Source organism: Streptomyces neyagawaensis (genome assembly GCF_023516595.1).
GTDB classification, from domain to species: domain Bacteria; phylum Actinomycetota; class Actinomycetes; order Streptomycetales; family Streptomycetaceae; genus Streptomyces; species Streptomyces neyagawaensis.
This window is the reverse complement of record NZ_JAMGBG010000043.1, coordinates 15,542-40,063: the sequence shown is the minus strand read 5'-3', so window position 1 is coordinate 40,063 and position 24,522 is coordinate 15,542. Positions and strand designations below refer to the sequence as shown.

21 protein-coding genes are annotated in these 24,522 nt (G+C 72.0%); 11 read left to right on the top strand and 10 right to left on the bottom strand.

Features of this window, described 5'->3' with window-relative positions; genetic code table 11:
• Positions 1 to 20 precede the first annotated feature (20 nt).
• The 5 genes from M8J73_RS19700 to M8J73_RS19680 all read right to left on the bottom strand — a co-directional run bounded on the left by M8J73_RS19700 (position 21) and on the right by M8J73_RS19680 (position 7,789).
• On the bottom strand, positions 21 to 1,238 hold the full coding sequence (locus M8J73_RS19700; RefSeq protein ID WP_249828873.1) for an ABC transporter substrate-binding protein: 1,218 nt from the start codon (positions 1,236 to 1,238) through the stop codon (positions 21 to 23).
• Positions 1,235 to 2,140 (bottom strand): GlnX family signal transduction membrane protein, encoded by a 906-nt coding sequence (locus M8J73_RS19695; RefSeq protein ID WP_055543245.1) that lies wholly within the window; start codon positions 2,138 to 2,140, stop codon positions 1,235 to 1,237. The genes M8J73_RS19700 and M8J73_RS19695 overlap by 4 nt, the downstream gene beginning before the upstream one ends.
• A complete protein-coding gene (locus M8J73_RS19690) occupies positions 2,137 to 3,630 on the bottom strand; it encodes a vWA domain-containing protein (RefSeq protein WP_240501791.1) in 1,494 nt (497 codons plus the stop codon). Before M8J73_RS19690 ends, M8J73_RS19695 begins: the two co-directional genes overlap by 4 nt.
• A 92-nt stretch (positions 3,631 to 3,722) precedes the next feature.
• On the bottom strand, positions 3,723 to 5,843 hold the full coding sequence (locus tag M8J73_RS19685; protein WP_420834094.1) for a tetratricopeptide repeat protein: 2,121 nt from the start codon (positions 5,841 to 5,843) through the stop codon (positions 3,723 to 3,725).
• Positions 5,844 to 6,070: 227 nt separating this feature from the next.
• Complete coding sequence (locus M8J73_RS19680) at positions 6,071 to 7,789, bottom strand: trypsin-like serine peptidase (RefSeq protein ID WP_249828872.1); 1,719 nt, start codon at positions 7,787 to 7,789, stop codon at positions 6,071 to 6,073.
• 96 nt (positions 7,790 to 7,885) lie between these two features.
• On the opposite strand from M8J73_RS19680, the gene M8J73_RS19675 reads away from it, so the two are divergent.
• Positions 7,886 to 8,188 carry a trypco2 family protein gene (locus M8J73_RS19675; RefSeq protein WP_308408353.1) on the top strand — a complete coding sequence of 101 codons (303 nt, stop codon included), beginning with the start codon at positions 7,886 to 7,888 and terminating at the stop codon, positions 8,186 to 8,188.
• Positions 8,189 to 8,356: 168 nt separating this feature from the next.
• Here M8J73_RS19675 and M8J73_RS19670 read toward each other — a convergent pair whose 3' ends face one another.
• From M8J73_RS19670 to M8J73_RS19660, 3 genes are all read right to left on the bottom strand, one after another.
• Positions 8,357 to 9,451: a carboxylate-amine ligase gene (locus M8J73_RS19670; protein WP_055543411.1), complete on the bottom strand. Its 1,095-nt coding sequence runs from the start codon at positions 9,449 to 9,451 to the stop codon at positions 8,357 to 8,359.
• A 430-nt stretch (positions 9,452 to 9,881) separates the two neighbouring features.
• Positions 9,882 to 10,475: a hemerythrin domain-containing protein gene (locus tag M8J73_RS19665; RefSeq protein ID WP_249828871.1), complete on the bottom strand. Its 594-nt coding sequence runs from the start codon at positions 10,473 to 10,475 to the stop codon at positions 9,882 to 9,884.
• An 11-nt stretch (positions 10,476 to 10,486) separates the two neighbouring features.
• Positions 10,487 to 11,686 carry a hypothetical protein gene (locus M8J73_RS19660; protein ID WP_249828870.1) on the bottom strand — a complete coding sequence of 400 codons (1,200 nt, stop codon included), beginning with the start codon at positions 11,684 to 11,686 and terminating at the stop codon, positions 10,487 to 10,489.
• Between the two features lie 206 nt (positions 11,687 to 11,892).
• Here M8J73_RS19660 and M8J73_RS19655 point away from each other — a divergent pair, with 206 nt between their 5' ends.
• The 7 genes from M8J73_RS19655 (at position 11,893) to M8J73_RS19625 (ending at position 18,342) form a co-directional block, all read left to right on the top strand.
• Complete coding sequence (locus M8J73_RS19655) at positions 11,893 to 12,387, top strand: SPW repeat protein (RefSeq protein ID WP_249828869.1); 495 nt, start codon at positions 11,893 to 11,895, stop codon at positions 12,385 to 12,387.
• 737 nt (positions 12,388 to 13,124) lie between these two features.
• Positions 13,125 to 13,418 carry a hypothetical protein gene (locus tag M8J73_RS19650; RefSeq protein ID WP_055542747.1) on the top strand — a complete coding sequence of 98 codons (294 nt, stop codon included), beginning with the start codon at positions 13,125 to 13,127 and terminating at the stop codon, positions 13,416 to 13,418.
• A 232-nt stretch (positions 13,419 to 13,650) separates the two neighbouring features.
• The gene (locus tag M8J73_RS19645; RefSeq protein WP_249828868.1) at positions 13,651 to 14,736 is read left to right on the top strand and encodes an S-(hydroxymethyl)mycothiol dehydrogenase; all 1,086 of its coding nucleotides are present in this window, start codon (positions 13,651 to 13,653) and stop codon (positions 14,734 to 14,736) included.
• On the top strand, positions 14,733 to 15,368 hold the full coding sequence (locus tag M8J73_RS19640) for an MBL fold metallo-hydrolase (RefSeq protein WP_055539437.1): 636 nt from the start codon (positions 14,733 to 14,735) through the stop codon (positions 15,366 to 15,368). The genes M8J73_RS19645 and M8J73_RS19640 overlap by 4 nt, the downstream gene beginning before the upstream one ends.
• Positions 15,369 to 15,564: 196 nt before the next feature.
• Positions 15,565 to 15,927 carry a bifunctional 3-phenylpropionate/cinnamic acid dioxygenase ferredoxin subunit gene (locus M8J73_RS19635; protein ID WP_055539436.1) on the top strand — a complete coding sequence of 121 codons (363 nt, stop codon included), beginning with the start codon at positions 15,565 to 15,567 and terminating at the stop codon, positions 15,925 to 15,927.
• Entirely contained in the window at positions 15,924 to 17,084 is a 1,161-nt protein-coding gene (locus M8J73_RS19630) for an NAD(P)/FAD-dependent oxidoreductase (protein WP_055539435.1), read from the top strand. Before M8J73_RS19635 ends, M8J73_RS19630 begins: the two co-directional genes overlap by 4 nt.
• Before the next feature lie 130 nt (positions 17,085 to 17,214).
• Complete coding sequence (locus M8J73_RS19625; RefSeq protein ID WP_055539434.1) at positions 17,215 to 18,342, top strand: aromatic ring-hydroxylating oxygenase subunit alpha; 1,128 nt, start codon at positions 17,215 to 17,217, stop codon at positions 18,340 to 18,342.
• A gap of 10 nt (positions 18,343 to 18,352) precedes the next feature.
• Here M8J73_RS19625 and M8J73_RS19620 read toward each other — a convergent pair whose 3' ends face one another.
• Complete coding sequence (locus tag M8J73_RS19620; protein ID WP_055539433.1) at positions 18,353 to 19,099, bottom strand: IclR family transcriptional regulator; 747 nt, start codon at positions 19,097 to 19,099, stop codon at positions 18,353 to 18,355.
• 200 nt (positions 19,100 to 19,299) lie between these two features.
• Here M8J73_RS19620 and betA point away from each other — a divergent pair, with 200 nt between their 5' ends.
• Both betA and M8J73_RS19610 read left to right on the top strand, forming a co-directional pair.
• Positions 19,300 to 20,970: a choline dehydrogenase gene (gene betA, locus M8J73_RS19615; RefSeq protein WP_055539432.1), complete on the top strand. Its 1,671-nt coding sequence runs from the start codon at positions 19,300 to 19,302 to the stop codon at positions 20,968 to 20,970.
• Between the two features lie 3 nt (positions 20,971 to 20,973).
• On the top strand, positions 20,974 to 21,810 hold the full coding sequence (locus tag M8J73_RS19610; RefSeq protein WP_055539431.1) for a methylenetetrahydrofolate reductase: 837 nt from the start codon (positions 20,974 to 20,976) through the stop codon (positions 21,808 to 21,810).
• Between the two features lie 135 nt (positions 21,811 to 21,945).
• On the opposite strand, the gene purU is transcribed toward M8J73_RS19610, so the two are convergent.
• A complete protein-coding gene (purU, locus tag M8J73_RS19605) occupies positions 21,946 to 22,818 on the bottom strand; it encodes a formyltetrahydrofolate deformylase (protein WP_055539430.1) in 873 nt (290 codons plus the stop codon).
• Between the two features lie 217 nt (positions 22,819 to 23,035).
• Between purU and M8J73_RS19600 the strand changes: the two genes are divergently transcribed.
• Positions 23,036 to 24,505, top strand: coding sequence for an aldehyde dehydrogenase family protein (locus M8J73_RS19600; RefSeq protein ID WP_055539429.1), 1,470 nt, complete (start codon positions 23,036 to 23,038; stop codon positions 24,503 to 24,505).
• The last annotated feature ends 17 nt before the right edge of the window (positions 24,506 to 24,522 follow it).

The window sequence follows — 24,522 nt, the reverse complement described above, 5'->3', positions numbered from 1 at the left end:
GGCCTCGGGCCACCGGCTCGTCAACCGCCGCCGCACACCGGCAGGGTGGGGCGGCGGTCATCGCTCAGGGCATCCAACTCCCGCAGCTGGGCGTCCAGTTCGCCGGGGGCGACCAGGAAGCGCAGCACCGCCTGGTGGAACGCGTTGCGCAGGGCCGGGGGCATGGTGTCCGAGGCGTCCCAGCACAGCCGTCGTTCCGCGCCGCGCAGGATCGAACCGATCCGCCGCCCCGGCGCGCCCTCGGGACCGTCCGGCGCGGCGGCCCTCCGGTGGGCGGTGAAGTCCGGCAGCCGGGTGTCGGGGTCGGCCAGGAACCGGATCAGCTTCTTCGCCTCGTCCGTCGCGTTCAGCAGGGCCGCGAGGTCCCCGGAGACCTCCCAGTGGTCGGCGCCCTCCCGCGCGCCCGGGATCACCTCGGCGGAGTGCACGAAGTCACCCGCCGGCGGCTTCCAGTGGCTGTCGCGGAACGAGCCCAGATGCTCCAGGTTCCGTCGGGGGCAGTCCCGGGCGAAGTTGTCCTGGAGCATGCGGTCGACCCGGGACCGGTCGCCCGCGCCCACCAAGTCGCCCCAGGTCCGCCACGCCTTCCGTACCCGGGGGTCGGTCCACGGGAGGCGGCCGTTCGCCCACTGCGCGTACACCTCCGGGCCGGCCTGCTGGAGCAGGATGTCCTCCACCCAGTCGGTGCCCGGCCAGCCCGAGGTGGCCCCGGACTCCATGCCCACGCACCAGCGGCCGGGATCGCCGGCGGCCCGCCCGATCCCGGCCCCCGACAGCTCGCTCCCGTGCCACACCATGCTCTTCAGACCGGTCTTCACCGGCAGCCAGTACGTGCGCTCCCGGCCGTCCCCGCCCGCCACCTTCGGCACCCAGACCCCGCCGTAGTCACCCGCCTCGAACAGCCCGTCCAGCGGCTCCAGTCTGCCCTCGGCCGCGTACGCCGTCAGCTCACCAGGACCCGGCAGCAGCGCCACGTCGGGTTGGGTACCGGCCGCCAGATCCGCCGCCAGCACCTGGCTCAGGGCGGAACTGCCCTGGTACACGACGTCGATGCGGTGCTCCTCCTCGAACGGCCGCACCGCCCGCTCGAACTGCTCCCGCTCGGCGCCGCTCCAATTGGCCAGCACCGTCACCGACCCGGTCCAGCCCCCCGTCAGACGCACCACCACGACCACCGCGGCGAGCAGCACCAGACACACCCCGACGGCGACGAGCGTCCGGGTCCGCGGGCGGCTCATCGCGGCCCCCTGAACCGGTACTCGGAGATGCGCGGCCCCAGCCCCGAAACCGTCAGCACCATCAGCACGACCCCTCCGACGAGGACCCAGCCGGACAACGACGCCCAGAAGCCCGCGTCCGCCATGTGGTGCTCCACGTTCGCCCCGGCCTCGGGGATCTCGTCCGCCGACCGGACCCCGCGCAGCTCGGCGAGCGAGTCGGCCATCGCCCGCTGCGCCCGTACCGTGAACCAGCCGAGGACCGCCAACCAGCCCGCCCACAGCACCGTGGCGGCGAGCAGCCACGGCTGCACGGCGGTGCGGAAGCGGCGCCGCGCGAACCACTGCGCCTCCACCAGCGCCCCGCACAGCGCGAGGCCCAGCACCGCCACCGTGCCCCAGCCCAGCCACAGCGGCCACGGGAACGACGCCTGCTCACGGGCGACCGCCAGCCGCCGGTCCCGCAGTTCGTCGAGCCGCTCGACGATGTCGTCCCGGCCCTGCTCCGCGTAGTGCAGGAACGCCGCGCGCAGCGACGCGTCCTCCTCCTGCCCCGCCTGCTCCACCCACGCCGAGTACACCGTGATCAACCCGGTGATCGTCTTCAGGGTGTGACGGTCCGCCGGGCCGGCGACGTTCTCCGACGCCGCGACGGCGATGCTCTGGTGGGCCACCGATATCTGGGTGTGGAAGTCGCCCGTGGCGTCCGGCGCCGGCCCGCTCACCTTGACGGCCGCGTGCGCCGCCTGCACGGCGTTCCTCGCGGTGTCCACGGCCAGGATCCCCGGCGCGCTCGACGACGCCAGCGGCACGGTGTCGTCGTGCACGCCCCGGTAGGCGCCGAACAGCACCAGGGTGGAGACGACCGCGAGGGACAGCAGCACCCAGAGCCTGCGCACCAGATCACGTCCGGTGGTGTTCACGCCCGCTCCCGCAGGTCGTGACCGCACAGCGGGCAGAAGCGCGCCGTCGCCGGCGTCCGCTCCTGGCACGAGGGGCACCGTACGGTGGCCGCGACCGGGTCGCCCAGGAACACGTCGTCGGTGGAGCCCGCGTCGGGCCCGTACGTGCTGTGGCTGCTCGCGGTGATCAGATGCTCGAAGTCCACGGCCGCCACACCGGGGCGGAGCCGGACCCGGCCCTCCTCCGCGTCGAGGACCTCCACCAGCCGCTCCAGCCGGTCGAGGGCCTGCTCGGCGCCGATGGCGTGGGCGAGTTGCACGGCCCGCCCCAGGTGGTGCTGTGCCGTGTCGCGCCGCCCGCCGCGGTGGGCGTCCGTCGCCGCGGCGACGGCCTCGCCGAGCCGCTGGTGCCGCTCGAAGTGCTCGACCTGGATGTCGCTCCGCCCGGACAGCGCCACGTCGTCGGTCCAGTGCACCACGCACGGCAGGGGCGGCGTCACCTCCACGCCCCGGCCACCGGGCACGTCGAGGGCGACGACCGCGAGCTGCAGGTCCTCGCCCGGAGGCATGCCGGTGGGGTCCGCGGACAGGGACAGCTGGTACCGGCGGATCTCGTCGCCCCACGCGCGCGTGACGAACCGCAGGGTTCCGTCGCCGTCCGTGCCCACCGGGTCCAGCTCCACCTCGGTCGGGAAGACCTGCTTGAGGGAGCGCACCTCGGCCCCGGCCGTCGGGGTCACCGCGATCACCAGCTCCGGGATGCTCTTCGCGAGCAGACGGCGCGTCAGCCGCGCGTACTCCTCGGGCAGGGACGCCTCCTCCCGCACCGACGACGCCGTGCCGTGCAGCCGGCTGGTGATCCGCAGCAGTTCCCGGCCGTCCCAGCCGTCGCCGATGCCCCAGGCGTCGCACACGAACCGCCCCGCGCACGCCTCCAGGACCTCCGACAGCGGCATCAGCTCGTCGTGCTGGTTCTGGCCGTCGGTCAGCAGCAGGACATGGCCGATGGGGGCGTCCGCGTCGATCAGCAGTCTGCGGGACAGGTCCAGCCAACTGCCGATGCAGGTGCCGCCCCCGGCCACCAGGTTCAGCACGGCCCGCTCCGCCCGCGCGCGGTGCCGGGCGTCGGCCCGCGCCATGGTCGCCGTCGTCGGATAGACCAGGTCCGCCGACTGGGTGCCCCTGACCACCGCGAAGGGCGTGCCGTCCGGCAGCAGCCGCAGCGCCGCCACGGCCGCCTGATGGGCCGCGCGCAGCTTCTCCTGCGGATACGCCATCGAACTGGAGCAGTCCACGGCCAGCACCTGCGCCAGCATCGGGCCCGCGCCGCCGCCGCTCTGCGTGCCGTCGGCCTCGACGGTCAGGATGGCGTGCATCTGCGGTTCCCGCGCCTGGCGGGACAGGTACTTCCACTGGCTGAGGTCGAGGCCCACCGATGTGGTCCCCGCGGCCCCGCCGCCCGCCGTTCCCTCGTTCCTCGCGTGCTCGTTCACGGATGCCCCTGTGTCCACGGTGCCCGTGCTCCTCGCCCTAGTTCGCGGGCCTCGGCCCGCCCGGCCCGTTCACGGCCCGCCGGCGTCCCGGCCGGCAGGCCCTCGCACCTTCACGCCGTCCGTCGCCGGCCCCGCAGCAGCTCCCGCAGGCGGAGCGGCTCCGGGAGCACCGCGTACGCCCGGTCGAGCAGCTCACCGCGCTCGACGGCGCTGCCCGCCTGGTCGGCGAGCCTCCTCAGGGAGCCGGACAGCCGGCTGCTCAACGCCCCGCGGGTGTCCAGCGGCCCGAACACCCCACCGGCCGGGAAGCGCGGACCCCACCCGCCGGGCGGGCGGCAGGCCAACGCGTTCTCCCGGACCTCGGTGACCAGCCGGTCCCAGGCCGCGCCACCCACGAGGTGCTGCGCCGGGCCCGCCAGTCGCTCCAGCCGCCGGTCCGCGTCGGCCAACTCGTCCACCGTCGGCCCCGATCCGGCCAACCGGCCGGTGAGCACCCGGATCGCGGCGACGCGTGCGGCGTCGTAGTGCCGTGACGTCGTCGGCACCTCGTCCAGCACCGCGACCGCCCGTGCCCGGTCCCCGCGCCGCAGATGGAGCCGGGCAAGCCCGAAGGCCGCGCTGCCCTGCGTCCGGTCCCGCCGCCGGACGGCCTCGTAGTACGCCTCCGTCCGGTCCTCGGCGGCCGAGCGGTACTCCGCGCAGAACCCCAGCGCCAGCTTCGGCGCCGACTCCCCGGGCAGCGCGGCGTAGGCGGCCGCGAACTCGGCCTCGGCCCGCTGCACCTGACCACGCGTCAGCCACATCAGCCCCTGGTGCCAGAAGCCCCGCCAGTCGTAGGCGCCGCTCCGCTCGCGGGCCCGGTCGAGCCACCGGCCGGCCCGGTCGGTGTCCCCGTCGGCGAGGTAGGCGCGGCACAGCCACCACGCCGTCTCGACGGTGCCGAGCGCCGGGTCCCGTTCGGCGCGCTCCGCGATGCGGTCGGGGCTGCCGGAGACGAGACCGCCGAGCAGGACGGCCGCGGGGTCCCCCGGATCGGGGATCGGCACCGGCAGCGCCCGCGCGGTGTCCTCCGGGTCCGGCGCCCCGACCGGCAGCTCCGGCGTGTCCGGTCCGGAACGGCGGGTCCAGTGGTCCAGCGTCGGCACCGTGCCGAGGGCCGCGCCGAACACCGCCGCCGTCGGCTCGAACCGGGTGGAGCGCTCCGGGTACGGCGGGTGCCCGCTGAGCGCCTGGTGCTCGCGCAGCACCTCCCACAGCTGACGGGACATCTCCGCCGCGGACGTGAAGCGGGCCGCCGGTTCCGCGTGGGTGGCCCGTCTGATCAGCGCGTCGAAGGAGCGGGCGGCGAGCCCCGCGGCGGGCTCGGCGCGCGCGGCCAGGGTCTCCAGGGTCCGGCCGACGGTGAAGAGGTCGGTGTCGATGTGGAAGCCCCGTTGGTCCCGTTCCTTCTTCGGCGGCGCGTAGCCCGAGGTGTAGACGAGCGTGGAGGACCGGTCGTCGGTCCGCCGGATCGCCCCGAGGTCGATGACCTTGATGTCGCGACCGTAGTGGATGACGTTCTCGGGCTTCATGTCGCAGTACAGCAGGCCCTGACGGTGCAGGTACTCCAGCGCCCCGAGGATCTTGCAGCCGTAGGTGATCACGTGGCCGATGCCGAACGAGCCGCCGAACAGGGCCGCCAGTTCCGCGTCGGAGGCGCGCCGGATCCAGTCGAGGGAGCGGCCGCCGACGTACTCCATGACGATGTACCCGGTGGGTTCCGTCTCGCCGGGCTCCTGGTGCCGTACGTACGTCACGATCCGCACGATGTCCCGGTGGTGGAGGGTGGTGAGGGAGCGGCGCTCCTCGACGGCCGACCGCCGGGCGACCGCGTCCCCGGTGTTGATCAGCCCCTTGAGGACGACATGGAGGTCCGGCACCCGGGTGTCCTCCGCCAGATAGACCCAGCCGAGGCCGCCCACCGCGAGGAAGCCGAGGACCCGGTAGTGGTCGCCGACCCGGTCCCCGGGGCGCAGCTTCGGTTCGAAGGAGTACGCGCGGCCGCACTGGGGGCAGTAGCCCTGGGCCAGGGCTGGGCCGCCGGGGAAGGCGACGCCGATGGTCCCGGCGCAGTTGTCGACGCCGCAGCGCCTGCCGCCGGTGGGCGGGGCGGCGACGGTGGCGGCGGCCTCCGACGGATCGGGGGAGGGGACCTCGGGGAGGATCACCAGCCCGTCGTTGTCGAGGGTCACGGCGGCCGGCCGGGCGGACCGCGGGGTCCGCTTCCCGGAAGCGGATATGGACGTGGACGAGGACTCGGACGGGGATGGGGATCCGGGTTGGCGTCGGGGGGCGGGCCGTGCCGGGGTCGCCTGGGCCTGGTCGGGGGGCCGTCGGTGGCAGGTGTCGCAGAAGCCGGTCACCATGATGCGGCCGCCGCCCGGGCAGTCGGGTCTTGGGCACGGCACCGATAAGGACGTCATGTCGCGGAGGCACCTCCGTGTCCCCGTCCGCGCGGGGTCCGGCGGTCGACGCGGCGGGTGTACGCCTCGACGGCGGCCTCGGCGGCCTTGACGTCGCACGGCCTGGCCCGCAGCAGTTCGTGCGCGCGTAGACGAAGAGCGTCCAAGGTCAGGTCCTCCTCGTTGCCTCGTACGGAGTTCAGATGCAGGTCGTGGTAGCCGCGGAGCCTGCCGTCCAGCTCGTCCCGCCGGTCGCGCAGCGCGTCGAGGGCGCGGACGGTCCTGGTCAGCCGTTGGGCCACCCGCTGGGCGAGCCGCTCGTAGCGGGCCAGCTCCGGGTGCGGGCCGCCGCCGTCGGCCGCGGCCCGCCCGAGCCTGAGGGCGGCGAGCGCGGCGTGCGCCCGTACCAGGTCGGCGTCGGCGGGGCGCACCTCGTCGGCCCGCACGGCCCCGAGGCCCTCGTGGAGGGCGTGGGCGAGTGGACCGGTGATCTCCTCCAGCCGTGCGACGAGACGGGCGCGGCGTTCCCGTTCCGGTTCGAGGACCAGTTCGCTCCGGGCGCGGTGGTAGACGGGGCCGGCGTCGCGGAAGACCAGCAGGAGGCGGTTGCCCTTGGTGCGCAGGGCCTTCAGCAGTTCCAGCAGCGCGGGCGGGTCGGCGGCCTCGTCGACGCCGACGACGACCAGGGTGAGGGTGACGTCCGCGGCTCTGATCCGCTCCGCCACCGGGTCCGCGGGATGCTGCCACAACCCCATGCGCTCCGCGATCCGCTCCCCGATCTCCGCGGAGGTCAGCCCTGCCGCGTCCACGGCCAGGTCGTGGCCGCCGGCCGACGGGACGGTGCCGGGCGGGTCGAGGGAGGCGCGGCCGACGGACGCCGCGGTGCGCAACTCCCGGTCGGCGAGGGTGATCGCGCGGCGCAGCGTGGCGGCCCGTACGGCGTCCCCGGCGGGGACCAGGCTGATCTTCACCTGCTGTCCGTCGTCCTGGAGCCAGTCGGCGAGGCGCTGGGCGAACGGCTCGTCGAGCAGTGCCTCGGCCGTGTCCTGCCGGGTCGTTCTGAGCCCGTCGTCGACGGCGGCCTTGCCGCGGGTCCACCGGCGGACCTGGGGGAGGTGCCGGACGATGGTCTCGGCCGGGCTCATGAAGGAGAACAGGTTGCCGTGCTGGTCGGAGATGCCGCTGAGGACCATGCCGATGACCTTGCCGCTCAGGGTGTCCATCACGCCCGAGCCACTGCATCCGGGGCTGGCCAGCTCACCGGGGCTCGTCGGGCTCAACTGGACCTGCCCGTCCCGTCCGCAGCCGCCGACGATGCTGGCCCGGAACCAGATGCCGCCGTTGTGGTCGTACGGGAAGCCGTACATCTGGACCGCGCGGTTCGGCGCCGAGAGGCGGTACAGCAGGGTCGTCTCCGCCATGGGCCTCGGCTGTTCGAGGCGGAGCAGCGCCACGTCGCCGAGGGGATCACCGTCGGCGTCCCGGGTGTTGGGCACATACGCGTCCCCGTCGACCCACGCGGCGACCGAGGGCACCGTGAGACCGGGCGCCGCCCCGACGAACTCGGCGGCGAACCGCGCCTCCCGGTCCTCGATCACATGGGCGCAGGTCAGCACCCGGTCGGGGCTCAGCAGAATGCCGGCGCCCGCGATCTTTCCGTCGGCCCGGCGGATGCGCACAGCCCAGCCGGGCGTCTCGAGTGACGAACCATCAACGACTCCCCCGTCGTCCGCCATAGCACAACTATACGAGCGACGCGTCCCGGCGCATACTGGGACGACAGGGATCAACGGGCGTGCGGGGGGTGCGAGTTGACCGATGGACCGGGGTTCGTGGGATTGACCGAGGTGATCCGCCAGATCAGGGGTGAACTGGAGCGGGCCCAGGACGAGGCGCAGGGCCGCTCCCTCGGATTCAGCGTCGACAAGGTGAGCCTCCAGTTCACCGTGCAGGTCCACCAGTCCGGATCGGGCCGCGGCGGGGTGCGCATCGGGGTGGTGACGGCCGAACTGGGCGGCTCCGTCGACCGCCAGACGACCCATCAGGTTCAGGTCGAACTGACCCCGCAGACACGGTCGGGCGGCCGTGTCTCCGTCGGCCGCGGGGAGCGGCCGGGCCCGACTCCCGCGCCGTAGCCGACTGAAGGGCGCCGCCTCGGTGCGGGCGGCACCCGACGTATCGGGTTCGGCGGAAAGCGGTCCGTACAGGTCGTGACCGGACGCGCCCGCGAGCGGTGACCCCGCCGCCGGTACGGCGTGGCCATGCCCGGTGACGCCGCCGCCGGTACGGCGTGGCCGCGCACGTCAGGGGAGTGTGCTCTCCGTGGTGATCAGCTCGATGGCCGCCCTCGGGCCGCCGGTCGCGAGGGCGGTCCGCTGCCGGTCCGCCCCGGTGCCGCCCTGGAGGAGCCGGTGCACCAGGCTCGTCACCTCACGGGTGTCGCCGGACGCGTCCAGCGCCGGCCCGACATGGAGCAGGAGCCGGCACAGCACGTCACCGGCCCGGTGGCGCCGACCGTCGGGTCCTATCAGGGTGTCGCTCAGACCATGGCGGGCGGCGTGCCACATGGCCGCCTCCAGCAGTTCCGGCGGGCAGTCGGGCGGGGGAGCGCCGGCGGCCGCCTCGACGCGGGCGGTCTCCACCAGGGCCCGGACGATCCCGGCGAACATCACCGCGTCGTCCGCGCGCAGCTGCACGTCGGGGCAGCGCACCTCGACGGTCGGGTAGCGCTCCGAGAGACGTGCCTGCCAGTACACCTGGCCCGTGTCGCAGATCAGACCGCTCTCCACCAGCTGGTTGAGCCGCCGGTCGTAGTCGGCCGCGTCCAGGAAGGCGGGCGGCATACCGCTCACCGGCCAGCGGCTGAAGACGACCGTGCGCCAGCTGGCGAAGCCGGTGTCGTGGCCGTCCCACAGCGGGGAGTTCGCCGACATCGCGGTCAGGGTGGGCAGCCAGACGCGAAGCCGGTTCAGCACCTCCACGCCGACCTCGCGGCTGGGGACACCCACATGCACATGCATGCCGTTGACCAGCTGTTCCTCCACCAACTGCGGTGCCTGCGCGAGCATGGCCCGGTAGCGGGTCTGGTCGGTGACGGCCATGGACCGGGCGTCGCGCAGCGGCGGTGTCGCGGCCGCGGCGATGCGGCAGCCGTGCTCCTCGGCGGCGGCGCCCACCGCGTGCCGCAGCCGCAGCAGGTGACCGCCGATCTCGTCCAGGGTGTGGCACACCGGGGTGGTCACCTCGACCTGCGACTGGAGCAGCTCGTAGTGCACCTCGTGCTCCTCCGCCAGGTGCGCCAGACACGCCGACAGGCGGACCTTCTCGGCGTAGGGGACCGGTAGGCCCGTGACAGGGTCGACCAGCATGTACTCCTCTTCCAGGCCGATCGTCGTCATCAGTCGCCCTCTGCTCGGCTCGCTGCCGTGACCGGCACGCGAGGAACCCTGGCCGACACCCGTCCCGCGGGTTGATCACCTCAACTCAGGCGCTTGCTTCTGGGACGATCCGAGTGCCCAGCCGCTTCACCGCAAACCCGACACATGTGTGCCCGGCGGCGCCCCGCACCATGCCGCGCCGGAACACCCGGAACGCCCGGAGGAACCGTTTTGCGTCACGGTCGTGAGGGCCGCTGCGGACGGGACGGCGCCGCCATCACCACGAGGTGCGAGCGGCTCCGTCGACCGGGCGAAGCCCCAGGTCAACCACGCCAGACGTCCTCCAATCGCCGCCGCTCCCTCCACCATTAGATGCCGCTGCGGCCTCCCCGGCCACTCCGGGCCCGAGGGTGCCCTCGACCACCCCCGCCACGCCGGATACGCCGGGCGCTCAGCCGTCCTTGCCCATGGCCTTGCGGACCGCGTCCTTCGTACGGTCCACGAGGGCGGCGACCGGGCCGAGGGCCAGATTCGCCGCCGGCGACTCGATGCCCGGGTGGGGTCGGGTGGGCGCCATCGCCTCGGCGGCCTCGACCGCCTTGGCCAGGGCGGCCAGCCGCCCGGGGTCGGCGCCTCGGCGGAGGTGCGGGAACTCGTAGCGTTCCTCGGCCCGGGCGTGCTCCTGCACGTCCGTCCGCAGCCGCGTCAGCCTGGGCAGGAACTTCGGGTCGTCGGTGTCCAGGTCGTCCAGATCCGCCAGGGTCTCCTTGGCGGCCCGTTCCTCGGTGAGCCGGTCGTCGACGACCTGACCGCCGCCGGCCAGGGCGCTACGGGCGAAGGGGTGGACGATCTCCTCCTCGGCGGTCTCGTGCACGGCCAGCAGCCGCACGAGCCGGCGGAAGGCGTCACGGCGTTCCTCGCCGGTGCTCGCCTCGACCTCGTCGAAGAGATTGCGGATGTCGCCGTGCTGCCGCATCAGCAGCGCCACCACGTCCGTGTCCGCCGCCCGGTCGTCACCGGCGTGCGGGGTGTGGAGCTCGGTCATCCCGCCCTCCCTCACTTCTCGCGCCGGGCGGGGTCGGGGTGCTCGCCGTCGGTCTGCACGCGGTACTCGCGGCCGAACATCGATCGGTGCTGCGCGATGACCTGGTCGCTGGGCGGTGCCTCACCGCCGTGGATCCGCTCCTGCATCGACTCGAACCGCTCGTGCGCGTCCCGCACATAGCCGGCGCCGAGCGTGGTCAGATCCATCTGCGTGTCGAGCAGTTCCCGCAGATAGCCCTTGTTCGGCTCGAACGTGAGCACGTTCGGCAGCCGCGGTGCCAGCACCGAGGCGGGATCGCGGCCGTCGTGCCGGCGCATCAGGTCGCAGGCGATGTGCAGGTGCTCCAGCTCCATGTTCAGGTGCAGCTCCCAGACGGCCCTCACCTTGGGGTCGCTCTCCTGCTCCATGAAGGAGTAGTAGAGGTAGCACTCGTTGTACTCGTGGTTGACCAACTGCTCCCACCACGTCTCGCCCGGGTCGACGAGGGACTCGTAGTGCGTGACGTGCTCCTCCTCGATGAGCCCGATCTCCTGGTACAGCCGTCGGGCGATCGGCTCCATGTACTGCGGGCCGACGTTCATGTAGAAGTTCATGGTCTGCTGCTCCGCCGACATGATCGTCAGCGTGTGCAGCTTCGACAGCGGGTCCGTCCCGTCCTTCGCATACGGGTCGCGCACGTTGTCGTACGGATCGCGGTGGTGGAACCTGGTCGGCCGCCCCGGCATGACCTCCGTGAGCCCCTCGACGATCGACTCCGCCTTGCGGTGCTCGATCATCTCGTAGAGGTTGGCGTACCGGTACAGATGGTCGAAGTCCTCCAGCACACCGAACTCGTACGCCTGCTTCAGATACGGATCCGGTTCCATCCGCGCGACCCACGCCGTCAGGTCCACCGCGACCTGCTCGTAGGCGATCGTCGTCTCCAGCACGGAAGCCACGCCGGGCAGCAGCCAGTTGACCACCTTCTGCTGCTGCGCCTCGATGTAACGGGTCCGGGCGAGCTGCCGTTTGACCTCGGGGTCGACGGTGTTGCGGGCCAGATGGTGGCTGAAGAGGATCGCCTCCACCTCGATGCCGTTCATCGTGATGATGCGGCACCGGGTGTAGGGATCGCACCGGTCGGGGTCGATCGGTTCCACGTTCAGCTCACTCCAGTCGCGGAGCTGGCGGTCCAGCGGGATGCCCCGCTCTTCCAGGGGATTGAAGGTCATGGGGAACTCCTCGGGATGACCGAGCGGACGAGGTACCCCCGCCGCGGGCATGCATGTTGCGCGGGGGGAGACTCCTGCCGGGTTCCGGCCACCCTGTCGCCGGTCCCGACCCGCACATCGAAATGACCCGATTCAGGGCATTTGCTTGGGTACTCGGGCTTCGATCGGGGACACGGATCGTGGCCCCCCGAAGCAGGAGGCGATCAATGACCGACCAGACCCACACCACCCTGGAGTCGCATCCGGACATCGTCGAGATGCGGGAACGCCACGCCCGGGCCGAGCGGGCGGCCTCGACGCAGCAGGGGCAGGCCGTCGAGGCGCTGGCCCTCGTCACGGGGCTGTACCTGGCCGCGTCGCCCTGGATCGCGGGATTCAACGACCTCGGCACCCTGGCCATCAACAACCTGATCACCGGTATCGCCTACGCGCTGCTGCTGAGCGGCTTCGGCCACGCCTACGAGCGCACCCACGCCAGGGCGTGGGCGGCGGCGCTGATCGGAGTCTGGACCATCGTCGCTCCGTGGGTCGTCGCGGGGAACGTCGACACCACGCGGACTGTCGTGAACAACATCATCGTCGGCGCCGTCGCGCTGCTGCTGGCGCTGGCCGCCGGGGCCGCGGCGGGCGAGACCGACCGGACCGGCCGGACCGGCATGGGCGCCGGCGGTGGCGGCCGCATGGGCCGGACGGCACGCTGACCCTCGCCCCTCGCTCCCCCCGGCAGTGGGGTGGGGCGGGGGCGTCGACGGCGAGACACATGGTGCCGGGAGCCCCGGCTGGGCGGCCCCCCACCCGTCGGACTCGGGGCAGGGCGGACCCGTACGGTCGGAGGACGCGGTCGGAGCCCCGGCGGGGCCGCCCCGAAGCAGGGGGCGGCAAGCTGGTTCCGATGGCGGCGGCGTGAGGGCAGGGAGTTCCGCGTACGGCCGGAGCCCCGTCGCCGAGGTCAGCCCCGGAGGCTGTTCCCCCGTCCCTCCCGTGAGCCTCGGTAGGCCGCCCGGCGTGACATGGCCAGGGTGCGGCCGGGGGGTGAAGGCGCGGGCGCCGCAGACGTACGGGTCGAAGCCGAGGGCCTCCTCCTGCTCCAGCGGCAGCGGCGTACGCACCGTCAGGAGGTCGAACGGCCGCCACGGTCGGTCGGGCGAGTCGGCGGCCGGTGCTCGGCCGGCCCGCAGACGCGAAAGGCGACGCGGTGCACGGGCGGCGCACAGGGGGAAGACGAGTGGCGCCTCGGCAAGGGCGTCGCGCAGGCTCGCCGGGTCGCTGTGCACCCGCGCCCGCCCCGGGCGTGGGAAGGCCGCGAGGACGCGGGAGCGGCCGGCCACCCGGTAGGCGACCAGGCTGGAGTACGGGCCGCCCAGCGTGTCGGCGCGCGGCAGGGGGAGACGACGGCTGAACCGCTCCGGCCGCTGCTGGTGAGGAGCAGGTCGAGGGGATGGTCCGGCTCGTCCGCCCCGGCGACGCGCACGGCGAGCCCCAGCCCGTCGGGCAGCCGCCGTGGCAGACCGGCCGCTCGAGAGAGGCGCACCGTGGCCTCGTGCAGCCCGACCCGGTCCAGCCGGGGGACGCCCCAGGGTTCACCCCCGTCGGTCACGACCTCCAGTTCCGCCGCGCACGTCAGTCCGCGTGGGTGCAGTGCGGGAGCGCCGCGCAGGCGGGCCGGCAGCCGGAAACCGGCTTCGGCTGCGACGGCGGACCGTCGGAGCGCCGGGAGTCGTCGCGGGTGTGATGCATGCCGGGGCGGGTGCGACCCCGGTCGGGGCCGGTGTGCCGCCCGCTGGGGCCAGTGCGGGAGGGGCCGCTCGGTAACGGTCGGTGGGTCCCCCGCGAGGCCTGTCGGAAACCGCGGGTCGAATCCTTGACCCCGGGTCCGCCCTCCCCGATGCTGTGTTGCGGAACATGCGTTGTGTACCGCCATAAGCAACATCAGTCTGAGGTCTCGTACCAGCCGAGGAGTGGCCATGGCTCACCAGGTCCGTGCTGTCGTCGCGCGGGGGAAGGGCGCCCCCGTCAGCCTGGAAACGATCATCGTGCCCGACCCCGGACCGGGTGAGGCGCTGGTGAAGATCGAGGCGTGCGGGGTCTGCCACACCGATCTCCACTATCGCGAGGGCGGCATCAACGACGACTTCCCCTTCCTGCTGGGCCATGAGGCGGCCGGTGTCGTGGAGTCGGTGGGGGAGGGGGTCACCGACGTGGCCCCCGGTGACTTCGTGATCCTGAACTGGCGTGCCGTGTGCGGGCAGTGCCGGGCCTGTCGGCGCGGCCGGCCGTGGTACTGCTTCGCCACCCACAACGCCAAGCAGAAGATGACGCTGACCGACGGCACGGAGCTGTCCCCGGCGCTGGGCATCGGCGCCTTCGCGGAGAAGACGCTGGTGGCGGCGGGGCAGTGCACCAAGGTCGACCGCTCCGCGTCCGCCGCGGCCGCCGGTCTGCTCGGCTGCGGCGTGATGGCCGGTATCGGCGCGGCCATCAACACCGGCAACGTCGGACGCGGTGACAGCGTCGCCGTCATCGGCTGCGGCGGGGTCGGCGCCGCAGCGGTCGTCGGGTCGAACCTGGCGGGCGCGGCGAAGATCATCGCGGTGGACATCGACGACCGCAAGCTCCGGACCGCCGAGAAGCTGGGCGCGACCCACACCGTCAACTCCCGCGACACCGACGCCGTCGAGGCGATCCGTGAGCTGACCGGCGGCTTCGGCGCCGATGTCGTCATCGAGGCGGTGGGCCGCCCCGAGACGTACCAGCAGGCCTTCTACGCCCGCGACCTCGCGGGCACGGTCGTCCTCGTCGGCGTGCCGACCCCGGAGATGAAGCTGGAGCTGCCCCTGCTCGACGTCTTCGGCCGCGGCGGTTCGCTGAAGTCGTCCTGGTACGGCGACTGCCTGCCGTCCCGTGACTTCCCGATGCTCATCGACCTCTATCTCCAGGGCCGGCTGGACCTCGACGCCTTCGTCACCGAGACCATCGCCCTGGACGACGTCGAGAAGGCCTTCGAGCGGATGCACCACGGTGACGTGCTGCGCTCGGTGGTGGTCCTGTGACGGCCGGCGCCCGCGTCGAGCACCTCGTCACGTCCGGCACGTTCAGTCTGGACGGCGGTACCTGGGACGTCGACAACAACGTGTGGATCGTCGGCGACGACCACGAGGTCGTCGTCATCGACGCCGCCCACGACGCCGACGCCATCGCCGAGGCCGTCGGCGACCGCAGGCTGACGGCCATCGTCTGCACCCACGCCCACAACGACCACATCGACGCCGCGCCCGCCCTCGCCGAGCGCACCGGCGCCCCGATCTGGCTCCACCCGGACGACCTGCCCCTGTGGAAGCAGACCCACCCCGAGCGCGCGCCCGACGGTGAACTCGCCGACGGGCAGGTGCTGACGGTGGCGGGCATCGAGCTGACCGTGCTGCACACGCCCGGCCACGCCCCCGGCGCGGTCTGCCTGTACGCCCCGGACCTGGCGGCCCTCTTCAGCGGCGACACCCTGTTCGCGGGCGGACCGGGCGCAACGGGCAGGTCGTACAGCGACTTCCCCACCATCGTCGACTCCATCCGCGACCGGCTGCTGACCCTGCCGGGCGACACCGTCGTCCACACCGGTCACGGGGGGACGACCACGATCGCCACGGAGGCCCCGCACCTCCAGGAATGGCTCGACCGCGGTTTCTGACCAGGTCCACCGAGGCTCCCCGCGCGGCGCCCGTACCGCCTGTTTCCGCAGGTGGTACGGGCGTTTCGAGCTGTCTTGAGGACGGCCCGGCGACCCGTCCGAAGCGGGCCTTTCGACGCCTTGACAAGGGTTCAGGGCGACCCCAGACTGATGTTGCGCTTACCGCAATCCGTTTCGCTATACGCACCGAGGTGTCATGATGATTCCCGCGTGCCGTCTCTCGGATCTCCCGCGAGGCGAGGCCATCCGGCTCGACATCGACCCGCCGGTCTCGGTGTTCCACACCGACGACGGCGAGGTCTTCGCCATCGACGACACCTGCACCCACCAGGACGCCTCGCTCGCCGACGGCTGGCTGGAGGGCTGCGAGGTGGAATGCCCGCTGCACGCCTCGAAGTTCGACCTGCGGACCGGAGCGGTCGACGCTCCGCCGGCCAAGCTGCCGGTGCGGACGCACGAGGTCGTCGTCGAGGACGGCATGATCTACGTGAAGGTGTCCACGGACGCCCCCAACCTGCCGCCCTGCGTGGCCGCCCGGCTCGCCGGTGGTCCCGCGTGAGGACGGTGGCCGTCGTGGGCGCCTCGCTCGCCGGCCTCTCGGCGGCGCGCTCGCTGCGGAAGCAGGGCTACGACGGGCGGCTCGTCGTCATCGGTGACGAACTCCACCGCCCGTACGACCGGCCCCCGCTCTCCAAGGAGTTCCTCTCCGGGGTGCTCGGCGAGAGCGACCTCGCGCTGGAGACGGACGGCGAGGACCTGCGGGCCGAGTGGCTGCTCGGCACCCGGGCCGTGGGACTCGACGCCCGTGAGCGGACCGTCCGGCTCGCCGACGGCGGGTCGGTGCGGGCCGATGGCATCGTCATCGCCACCGGCGCCGCCGCCCGGCAGCTGCCCGGCTCCGAGGGCCTCGCCGGGGTGCACGTCCTGCGCACCCTGGACGACGCCCGCGCCCTGCGGGACGAACTGGCAGGCGGCGGACGGCTGGTCGTGATCGGCGGCGGCTTCATCGGCGCCGAGGTCGCCTCCACCGCCTTCGCGCTCGGCCTGGACGTGACGGTCGTCGAGGCGGCGCCCACCCCGCTCGCCGGGCCCCTCGGCGAGGAGATGGGCCGTATCGTCTCCGCCCTCCACACCGACCACGGCGTACGGCTGTTGTGCGGGGTCGGCGTCAAGGGGCTCAGCGGCGAGGCCAGGGTCGACGCGGTCCTCCTGGAGGACGGCCGTACGATCCCCGCCGACATCGTCGTCGTCGGCGTGGGCGCCCGCCCGTGCGTCGAGTGGCTGGAAGGGTCCGGCATCGCGCTCGACAACGGCGTGCAGTGCGGCGCCGACGGCCGCACCAGCCTCGCCGGCGTCGTCGCCGTAGGGGACTGCGCCTCCTGGTACGACCCGCGCGCCGGACACCACCGCCGCGTCGAACACTGGACCGGCGCCCAGGAACGGCCCGCCGCCGCCGTCGCCACCCTGCTGGCGGGCGGCGCCGTGGAACCGGGCGTGCCCCGGCCGCCGTACTTCTGGTCCGACCAGTACGGCGTGAAGATCCAGTTCGCCGGTCACGCGGCCGGCGCCGACAGCGTGACCATCGAGCAGGGCGCCGCCGACGACCGCGACGTCCTCGCCGTCTACCGGCGCGCCGGACACCCGGTCGCCGTGCTCGGGATGAACCAGCCCCGGCTGTTCACCCGCTGGCGCAAGCAGCTCGCCGCCACGCCTTGACACCGCAGTCGCACCACCCCAAGCTGCGGTTCCTCATGGCGCGCAGCGTTGCTCCACACACAACGCCGTCCGGAGTCGCTCTTCCCGGCGCGTGACAGTCCGATCCACGACGTTTCCCGAGGAGTGCACCGTGACCTCGACCAGCCTGCCCGACAGCCTGATCGCCACCCTCCCCGGCTCCTCCTACACGGATCCGCAGATCTTCGCCCAGGAGCAGGAGCGCATATTCGAGACCATGTGGTTCTGCGTCGCGCGCGCCTCCGAACTGGCGAAGCCCGGTGCGTTCCGCACCGTCGACGTGGGCCGCGAGAGCATCCTCGTCACCCGCGCCCGGGACAACTCGATCCGCGCCTACTTCAATGTCTGCCGGCACCGTGGCGCCAAGCTCTGCACGGAGGAGACCGGCGAGGTCAAGCGGGCCTTCCAATGCCCGTACCACGCCTGGACGTACGACCTGAACGGCAAGCTCGTCGCGGCGCCCAACCTCACCAAGATGCCCGACGTCGGCCGCACCGAGTACGGCCTGGTCGGCGTGGCCGTGCGCGAATGGCTCGGCTACATCTGGGTGTGCCTGGCGGAGAACCCGCCCTCCTTCGAGGAGGACGTGATCGGCGCGGTCGTCGAGCGGCTCGGCGACGTCGAGTCCATCGAGCGCTACGACGTCGACAACCTCTCCGTCGGCAAGCGGATCGTCTACGACGTCAAGGCCAACTGGAAGCTCATCATCGAGAACTTCATGGAGTGCTACCACTGCGCCACGATCCACCCGGAACTCACCGAGGTGCTCCCCGAGTTCGCGGACGGCTACGCGGCCCAGTACTACGTCGGCCACGGCGCGGAGTTCGGCGAGGAGGTGCAGGGCTTCACCGTCGACGGCTCCGAGGGACTGGACCGCATCCCCGGCGTCTCGGACGACCAGGACCGCCGCTACTACGCGATCACCGTCAAGCCGCAGGTCTTCATCAACCTCGTCCCCGACCATGTGATCTTCCACCGGATGTACCCGGTGGCCGTCGATCGCACGATCGTCGAGTGCGACTGGCTCTACCTCCCGCACGTCGTGGAGAGCGGCAAGGACGTCAGCCGGTCCGTGGAACTCTTCGACCGGGTCAACCGGCAGGACTTCGAGGCGTGCGAACGCACACAGCCGGGCATGAGCTCCCGGATGTACGCCAAGGGCGGCGTCCTGGTGCCCAGCGAGCACCACATCGGCGCCTTCCACGACTGGGTCACCGAACGGCTGGGCGGCCGGGCGTAGCGTCCGGGGATCAGCCCAGGTAACCCATCCGGTGGCTGATCTCCTCGGCGCCCTTGATCAGCACCGGGGCCAGCTCCCGCATCCGCTCCTCGGTGAACCGGTACGAGGGTCCCGAGGCGGTGACCGCCGCGATGACCTGTCCCTCCCGGTCCAGGACCGGGGCGGCCATGGCGTGCAGGCCGATCTCCAGCTCCTCCTGGGTCCAGGCGTAGCCGGCCTCCCGCACCTCCGCCAGATGCTTCTCCAGCCTGGTCCTCGAGGTGATGGTGTGCGGCGTGACCTTCTTCAGGCCCGCCTCGGCCAGCAGCGCGGCGCGCTCCTGGGTGGGCAGGTACGCCAGCAGCACCTTGCCGCTCGACGTGGCGTGCAACGGGGTCAGCTGGCCGACCCAGTTGTGCGCGGTCACCGCCCCGGGGCCGCGCACCTGGTAGAGGTTGATCGCGTAGTGCTCCTGGAGCACCGCGATGTTGACGGTCTCGCCGATCTCCTCCGCGAGCCGCTCGCAGACCGGGCGGCCCTGCTGGGTGATGTCGATACGGGCCGTGACCGCGCCGGCCAGGCGTACGATGCCGAAGCCGAGCCGGTACTTGCCGCGCTCGCCCGACTGCTCCACCAGACCGCGAGCCTCCAGGGCGCCGAGCAGACGGAACGCGGTGGACTTGTGAACATCGATCTCGGCGGCCACCTCACTGACGCCCGCCTCCCCACGCTGGGCCAGGATCTCCAGGACGCTGATGGCGCGGTCGACCGACTGCACTCCACCGGACTGTGAATTCGAGGTTTCGGTGTCTTGCCTGTGGTTGCTCACAACGAAACTATACGCGCAGTAAACAACACGATTGCAAGTAACAGGCGCGAAACTCGCCCGGACAAGTTGCGTTGGCCGCAACCTGGTGCGTATCGCGATACCGGTCTAGCATGCCTCGCGTACCGATGGCGCGAGCGAGACGAGGCACCATGGCTCCCCTGCACTACGACTTCGTCATCGTCGGCGGCGGTTCGGCCGGCAGCGCACTGGCGAACAGACTCTCCGCGGACCCGGCCAACCGTGTGCTGGTCCTGGAGGCCGGCCGGTCCGACTACCCGTGGGACGTCTTCATCCACATGCCCGCGGCGCTGACCTATCCGATCGGCAGCCGGTTCTACGACTGGAAGTACGAGTCCGAACCCGAGCCCCACATGGGCGGCCGACGCGTCTACCACGCGCGCGGCAAGGTCCTCGGCGGCTCCAGCAGCATCAACGGCATGATCTTCCAGCGCGGCAACCCCCTGGACTACGAGCGCTGGGCGGCCGACCCGGGCATGGAGAGCTGGGACTACGCCCACTGCCTGCCGTACTTCCGGCGTATGGAGAACTGTCTCGCCGCCGACCCGGACGACGAGTTCCGCGGCCACGACGGCCCCCTCGTCCTTGAACGCGGCCCCGCCACCAACCCGCTGTTCACCGCCTTCCTCAAGGCCACCGAGGAGGCGGGCCACGCCCCCACGGACGACGTCAACGGCTTCCGGCAGGAGGGCTTCGCCAAGTTCGACCGCAACGTCCACCGCGGCCGCCGGCTCTCCGCCTCCAAGGCGTACCTCAAGCCCGCCAGGAAGCGTCCCAACCTCACGGTCACCACCCGCGCCCTCGTCACCCGCGTCCTCTTCGAGGGCAAGAAGGCCGTCGGCGTCGAGTACCAGCGCGGCAAGGGCGCCCCGAAGCAGGTCCGCGCCAAGGAAGTCATCCTGTGCGGCGGCGCCATCAACTCCCCGCAGCTGCTCCAGCTCTCCGGCGTCGGCAACGCCGAGGAACTGAGCGCCCTCGGCATCGACGTCGTCCACGACCTCCCCGGCGTCGGCGAGAACATGCAGGACCACCTGGAGGTCTACATCCAGTACGCCTGCAAACAGCCCGTCTCCATGCAGCCGTACCTGGCGAAGTGGCGCGCCCCCTTCATCGGGCTCCAGTGGCTGTTCCGCAAGGGGCCCGCCGCCACCAACCACTTCGAGGCCGGCGGCTTCTGCCGCAGCAACGACGACGTCGACTACCCCAACCTCATGTTCCACTTCCTGCCGATCGCGGTCCGCTACGACGGCTCCGTACCGGCCGGCGGCCACGGCTACCAGGTGCACGTCGGACCCATGTACTCCGACGCCATCGGCTCCGTGAAGATCAAGAGCAAGGACCCCCGCGAACACCCCGCGCTGCGCTTCAACTACCTCTCCACCGAGCAGGACCGCCGCGAATGGGTCGAGGCGATCCGCGTGGCCCGCAACCTCCTCAACCAGCCCGCGCTCGCCCCCTACAACGACGGGGAGATCTCACCCGGACCGTCCGTGGAGACCGACGAGGAGATCCTCGCCTGGGTCGCCAAGGACGGCGAGACCGCCCTGCACCCCTCCTGCACCTGCAAGATGGGCACCGACGAGATGTCCGTCGTCGACCCCACCAGCATGCGAGTGCACGGCGTCGAGGGCCTGCGCGTCGTGGACGCCTCCGTCATGCCGTACGTCACCAACGGCAACATCTACGCGCCCGTGATGATGATCGCGGAGAAGGCCGCCGACCTCATCCTCGGCAAGGAGCCGCTGCCCGCGTCCAAGGCCGCCTTCTACCGCCACCGTGACGCCCAGAAGTCGGCGGGGTAGAGGTTGACCGCCCCAGGACTCAGTGCGCTGCTGCGCCGCGTCCGCTACGAGGTGCTGCCCGCCGGGGCGACCGAGGAGAAGGTCCTCGCCCATGTGCCGCGCGACGTCGTCGTCACCGTGACGGCGTCCCCCGTCAAGGGCCTGGAGCCGACCCTCGACCTCACCGCGCGGCTCGCCGCCCACGGCTACCGCGTCGTCCCGCACGTGCCCGCGCGGCTGCTGCGGGACGACGCGCACCTGAAGGAGACCGTCGACCGGCTCCGCGAGTCGGGCGTCGACGACGTCTTCGTGCCGGCCGGCGACGCCGATCCGCCGGCCGGGACGTACGACGGGGCGCTGCCGGTACTGCGCCGCCTGAGCGAGCTGGGGCGGCCCTTCGCCGAGGTCGGCGTCACCGGCTATCCCGAGAGTCATCCGCTGATCCATGACGACATCACCGTCCAGGCCATGTGGGACAAGCGCGAGCACGCCACGTACCTCGTGAGCAACCTCTGCTTCGACCCGCGGGTGCTCGGGCAGTGGATCGCCCGGGTGCGGGGCAGGGGAGTCGCGCTGCCCGTGTACGTGGGCGTCGCCGGCCCCGTGCAGCGGGCGAAGCTGCTGGCCATGGCGACGAAGATCGGGGTGGGGGAGTCGACGCGGTTCCTCGCGAAGCACCCCCTGTGGTTCCTGCGGTTCGCCGCGCCCGGCGGCTACTCGCCCGAGGCCCTGCTGACCCGGTCCGAGGGCGCGCTCACCGCGTCCTCGGCGGGGGTGGCGGGGCTGCACCTGTTCACGTTCAACCAGATCGCCGAGACGGAGACCTGGCGCCGCGCCCTGCTGGACCGCCTCGACGGCTGACGGACACCACGGCGGGCAGCTGACCACGGGCACCCTTGCCGGGCCGTATACGCGGCAACCCCGGCGGGCCGCATAGGCCGTATACAAAGAGGGGCGGGGCTGGAGATCCAGCCCCGCCCGCCGTCGTGGCCGCTCTCAGCGGAAGACCACCGTGCGGTTGCCGTCCACCATCACCCGGCTCTCGCTGTGCCACTTCACCGCGTGCGCGAGGACCTGCGCCTCCACGTCACGGCCGACGGTGACGAGGTCCTTGGGGTCGAGGGAGTGGTCGACGCGGACCACGTCCTGCTCGATGATCTGGCCCTCGTCCAGGTCGGGGGTCACATAGTGGGCCGTCGCGCCGACCAGCTTGACCCCGCGGTCGTAGGCCTGGTCGTAGGGGCGGGCGCCCTTGAAGCTGGGCAGGAAGGAGTGGTGGATGTTGATCGCACGGCCCTCCAACTGCTTGCACAGGTCGTCGGAGAGGATCTGCATGTAGCGGGCCAGCACCACCAGGTCGACGTCGAGGTCGCGCACCAGCTCCAGCAGCCGCGCCTCCGCCTCGGCCTTGGTGTCCCGGGTGACCGGGACGTGGTGGAAGGGGATGCCGTAGGTCTCCGCGAGCCCCTCGAAGTCACGGTGGTTGGAGACGATCGCCGGGATCTCGATGTTGAGGGCGCCGGATCGGCTGCGGAAGAGAAGGTCGTTCAGGCAGTGGCCGAACCGGGACACCATGATGAGCGTCCGGGTCGGGGTGGACGCCTCGCTGAGGGCCCAGGAGATGCGATACGCCTCGGCAACGGGACCGAACCGGTAACGCAACGTTTTCAGCTCCGCGTCCGGGTCGGAGACATCGAAGTGGACCCTCATGAAGAAGCGGCCCTGGAGTCGGTCGTCGAACTGCTGGCTCTCCAGGATGTTCCCGGAGTTCCTCACGAGGAAGCCGCTCACCGCGTGGACCAGCCCCGCGCTGTCGGGACACGAGAGGGTGAGGACGTACTCACGGCCAGGGTGCGGTCGAGGGGACATGACAGCCTCCGTCGGTGCGTATTGCACAACAAGGTGAGCGATACGCAACATGGTCGGCTTGACACCGCTCCCGGTCAAGGGTGGACGCGCAAGTGTCCGCATGGCTGAATCGTCATCCACCAACCTCTTGACGTAGGTCTTGGCGCCCGACAGGGTGTTCCACCACAAGCAATTGGATGCATGATGCGCAACGCATTTCAGCTGAAGGGCTTGGCGAGTGGCAGACCTGTATGTGGCGGGGACGTGGCGGGATCCGGTGGCCGGAGGGCGACGGGAGGTCCGCTGCCCCGCTGACGGCTCGCTCGCCGCGACCGTCTCGGAAGGCACCCGATCCGACACCGAGGCGGCGATCGCGGCGGCCCGTGCCGCCTTCGACGAGGGACCGTGGCCGCACACCCCCGAGCGGGAGCGCGGCGCACTGCTGCTGCGCACGGCCGACATCATCGAACGCGACGCGAAGGAGTTCGCCCGCGCCGAGTCGCTGGACACCGGAAAGCGGCTGGTGGAGAGCGAGTACGACATCGCCGACGTGGTCTCCTGCTTCCGCTACTACGGCGGTCTCGGCGGCACCGACGCCGGCCGGGTGATCGACACCGGACGCGACGACGCCGTCAGCCGTGTGGTGTACGAGCCGATCGGCGTCTGCGGACTCATCACCCCCTGGAACTACCCGCTCCTGCAAGCCAGTTGGAAGGTCGCCCCGGCTCTCCTCGCCGGCAACACCGTCGTCCTGAAGCCCAGCGAGCTGACCCCCTCCACCTCGATCCTGCTGATGCGGGCGCTGGCGGAGGCCGGGCTCCCGGCCGGGGCCGCCAACCTCGTCCTCGGCACCGGCCCCGAGGTGGGCGCCCCGCTCTCCGAGGACCCGAGGGTCGACATGGTCTCCTTCACCGGCGGCCTGGACACCGGCAGACGGATCATGGCCACCGCCGCCGCGACCGTGAAGAAGGTGGCCCTCGAACTCGGCGGCAAGAACCCCAATGTGATCTTCGCCGACGCCGACTTCGAGACGGCCGTGGACTTCGCGCTCACCGCCGTCTTCCTGCACTCGGGCCAGGTCTGCTCGGCCGGAGCCCGGCTGATCGTCGAGGACTCCCTGCACGACCGCCTCGTCGACGAGATCGTCCGCCGGGCTCGACTCATCCGGCTCGGCGGGCCCTTCGACGACGAGGCCGAGACCGGCGCGCTGATCTCCGCCCAGCACCGGGAGAAGGTCGAGGCGTACGTCGCTGCGGGCCTCGCCGAGGGCGCCGTCCTGCGCTGCGGCGGCGAACGCCCCACCGACCCGGCGCTCGCGAACGGCTGGTTCTACCCGCCGACCGTGCTCGACGAGTGCCACCAGGACATGCGCGTGGTGCACGAGGAGTCCTTCGGGCCCGTGCTCACGGTGGAGCGCTTCACCGACGAGGACGACGCCGTACGCATCGCCAACGACACCGAGTACGGACTCGCCGGAGCCGTCTGGACGCAGGACGCGGGCAAGGCCCAGCGGGTCGCCCGCAGGCTGCGCCACGGCACGGTGTGGATCAACGACTACCACCCCTATGTGCCGCAAGCGGAATGGGGTGGCTTCGGGCATTCGGGCGTGGGCCGGGAGCTGGGACCGACCGGCCTGAACGAGTACCGAGAGCCCAAGCACATCTGGCAGAACATCCAACCCCGGCCGCAGCACTGGTTCCGCGGCTGAACGCCGAAAAGAGGTCG

Bases quoted from the DNA above. Each gene is read 5' to 3' on its own strand.
- M8J73_RS19700 (WP_249828873.1), bottom strand. From the start codon at position 1,238: ATGAGCCGCCCGCGGACCCGGACGCTCGTCGCCGTCGGGGTGTGTCTG.
- M8J73_RS19680 (WP_249828872.1), bottom strand. From the start codon at position 7,789: ATGGCGGACGACGGGGGAGTCGTTGATGGTTCGTCACTCGAGACGCCC.
- M8J73_RS19670 (WP_055543411.1), bottom strand. From the start codon at position 9,451: ATGACGACGATCGGCCTGGAAGAGGAGTACATGCTGGTCGACCCTGTC.
- M8J73_RS19665 (WP_249828871.1), bottom strand. From the start codon at position 10,475: ATGACCGAGCTCCACACCCCGCACGCCGGTGACGACCGGGCGGCGGAC.
- M8J73_RS19660 (WP_249828870.1), bottom strand. From the start codon at position 11,686: ATGACCTTCAATCCCCTGGAAGAGCGGGGCATCCCGCTGGACCGCCAG.
- M8J73_RS19655 (WP_249828869.1), top strand. From the start codon at position 11,893: ATGACCGACCAGACCCACACCACCCTGGAGTCGCATCCGGACATCGTC.
- M8J73_RS19650 (WP_055542747.1), top strand. From the start codon at position 13,125: ATGGTCCGGCTCGTCCGCCCCGGCGACGCGCACGGCGAGCCCCAGCCC.
- M8J73_RS19645 (WP_249828868.1), top strand. From the start codon at position 13,651: ATGGCTCACCAGGTCCGTGCTGTCGTCGCGCGGGGGAAGGGCGCCCCC.
- M8J73_RS19635 (WP_055539436.1), top strand. From the start codon at position 15,565: ATGATGATTCCCGCGTGCCGTCTCTCGGATCTCCCGCGAGGCGAGGCC.
- betA (WP_055539432.1), top strand. From the start codon at position 19,300: ATGGCTCCCCTGCACTACGACTTCGTCATCGTCGGCGGCGGTTCGGCC.
- purU (WP_055539430.1), bottom strand. From the start codon at position 22,818: ATGTCCCCTCGACCGCACCCTGGCCGTGAGTACGTCCTCACCCTCTCG.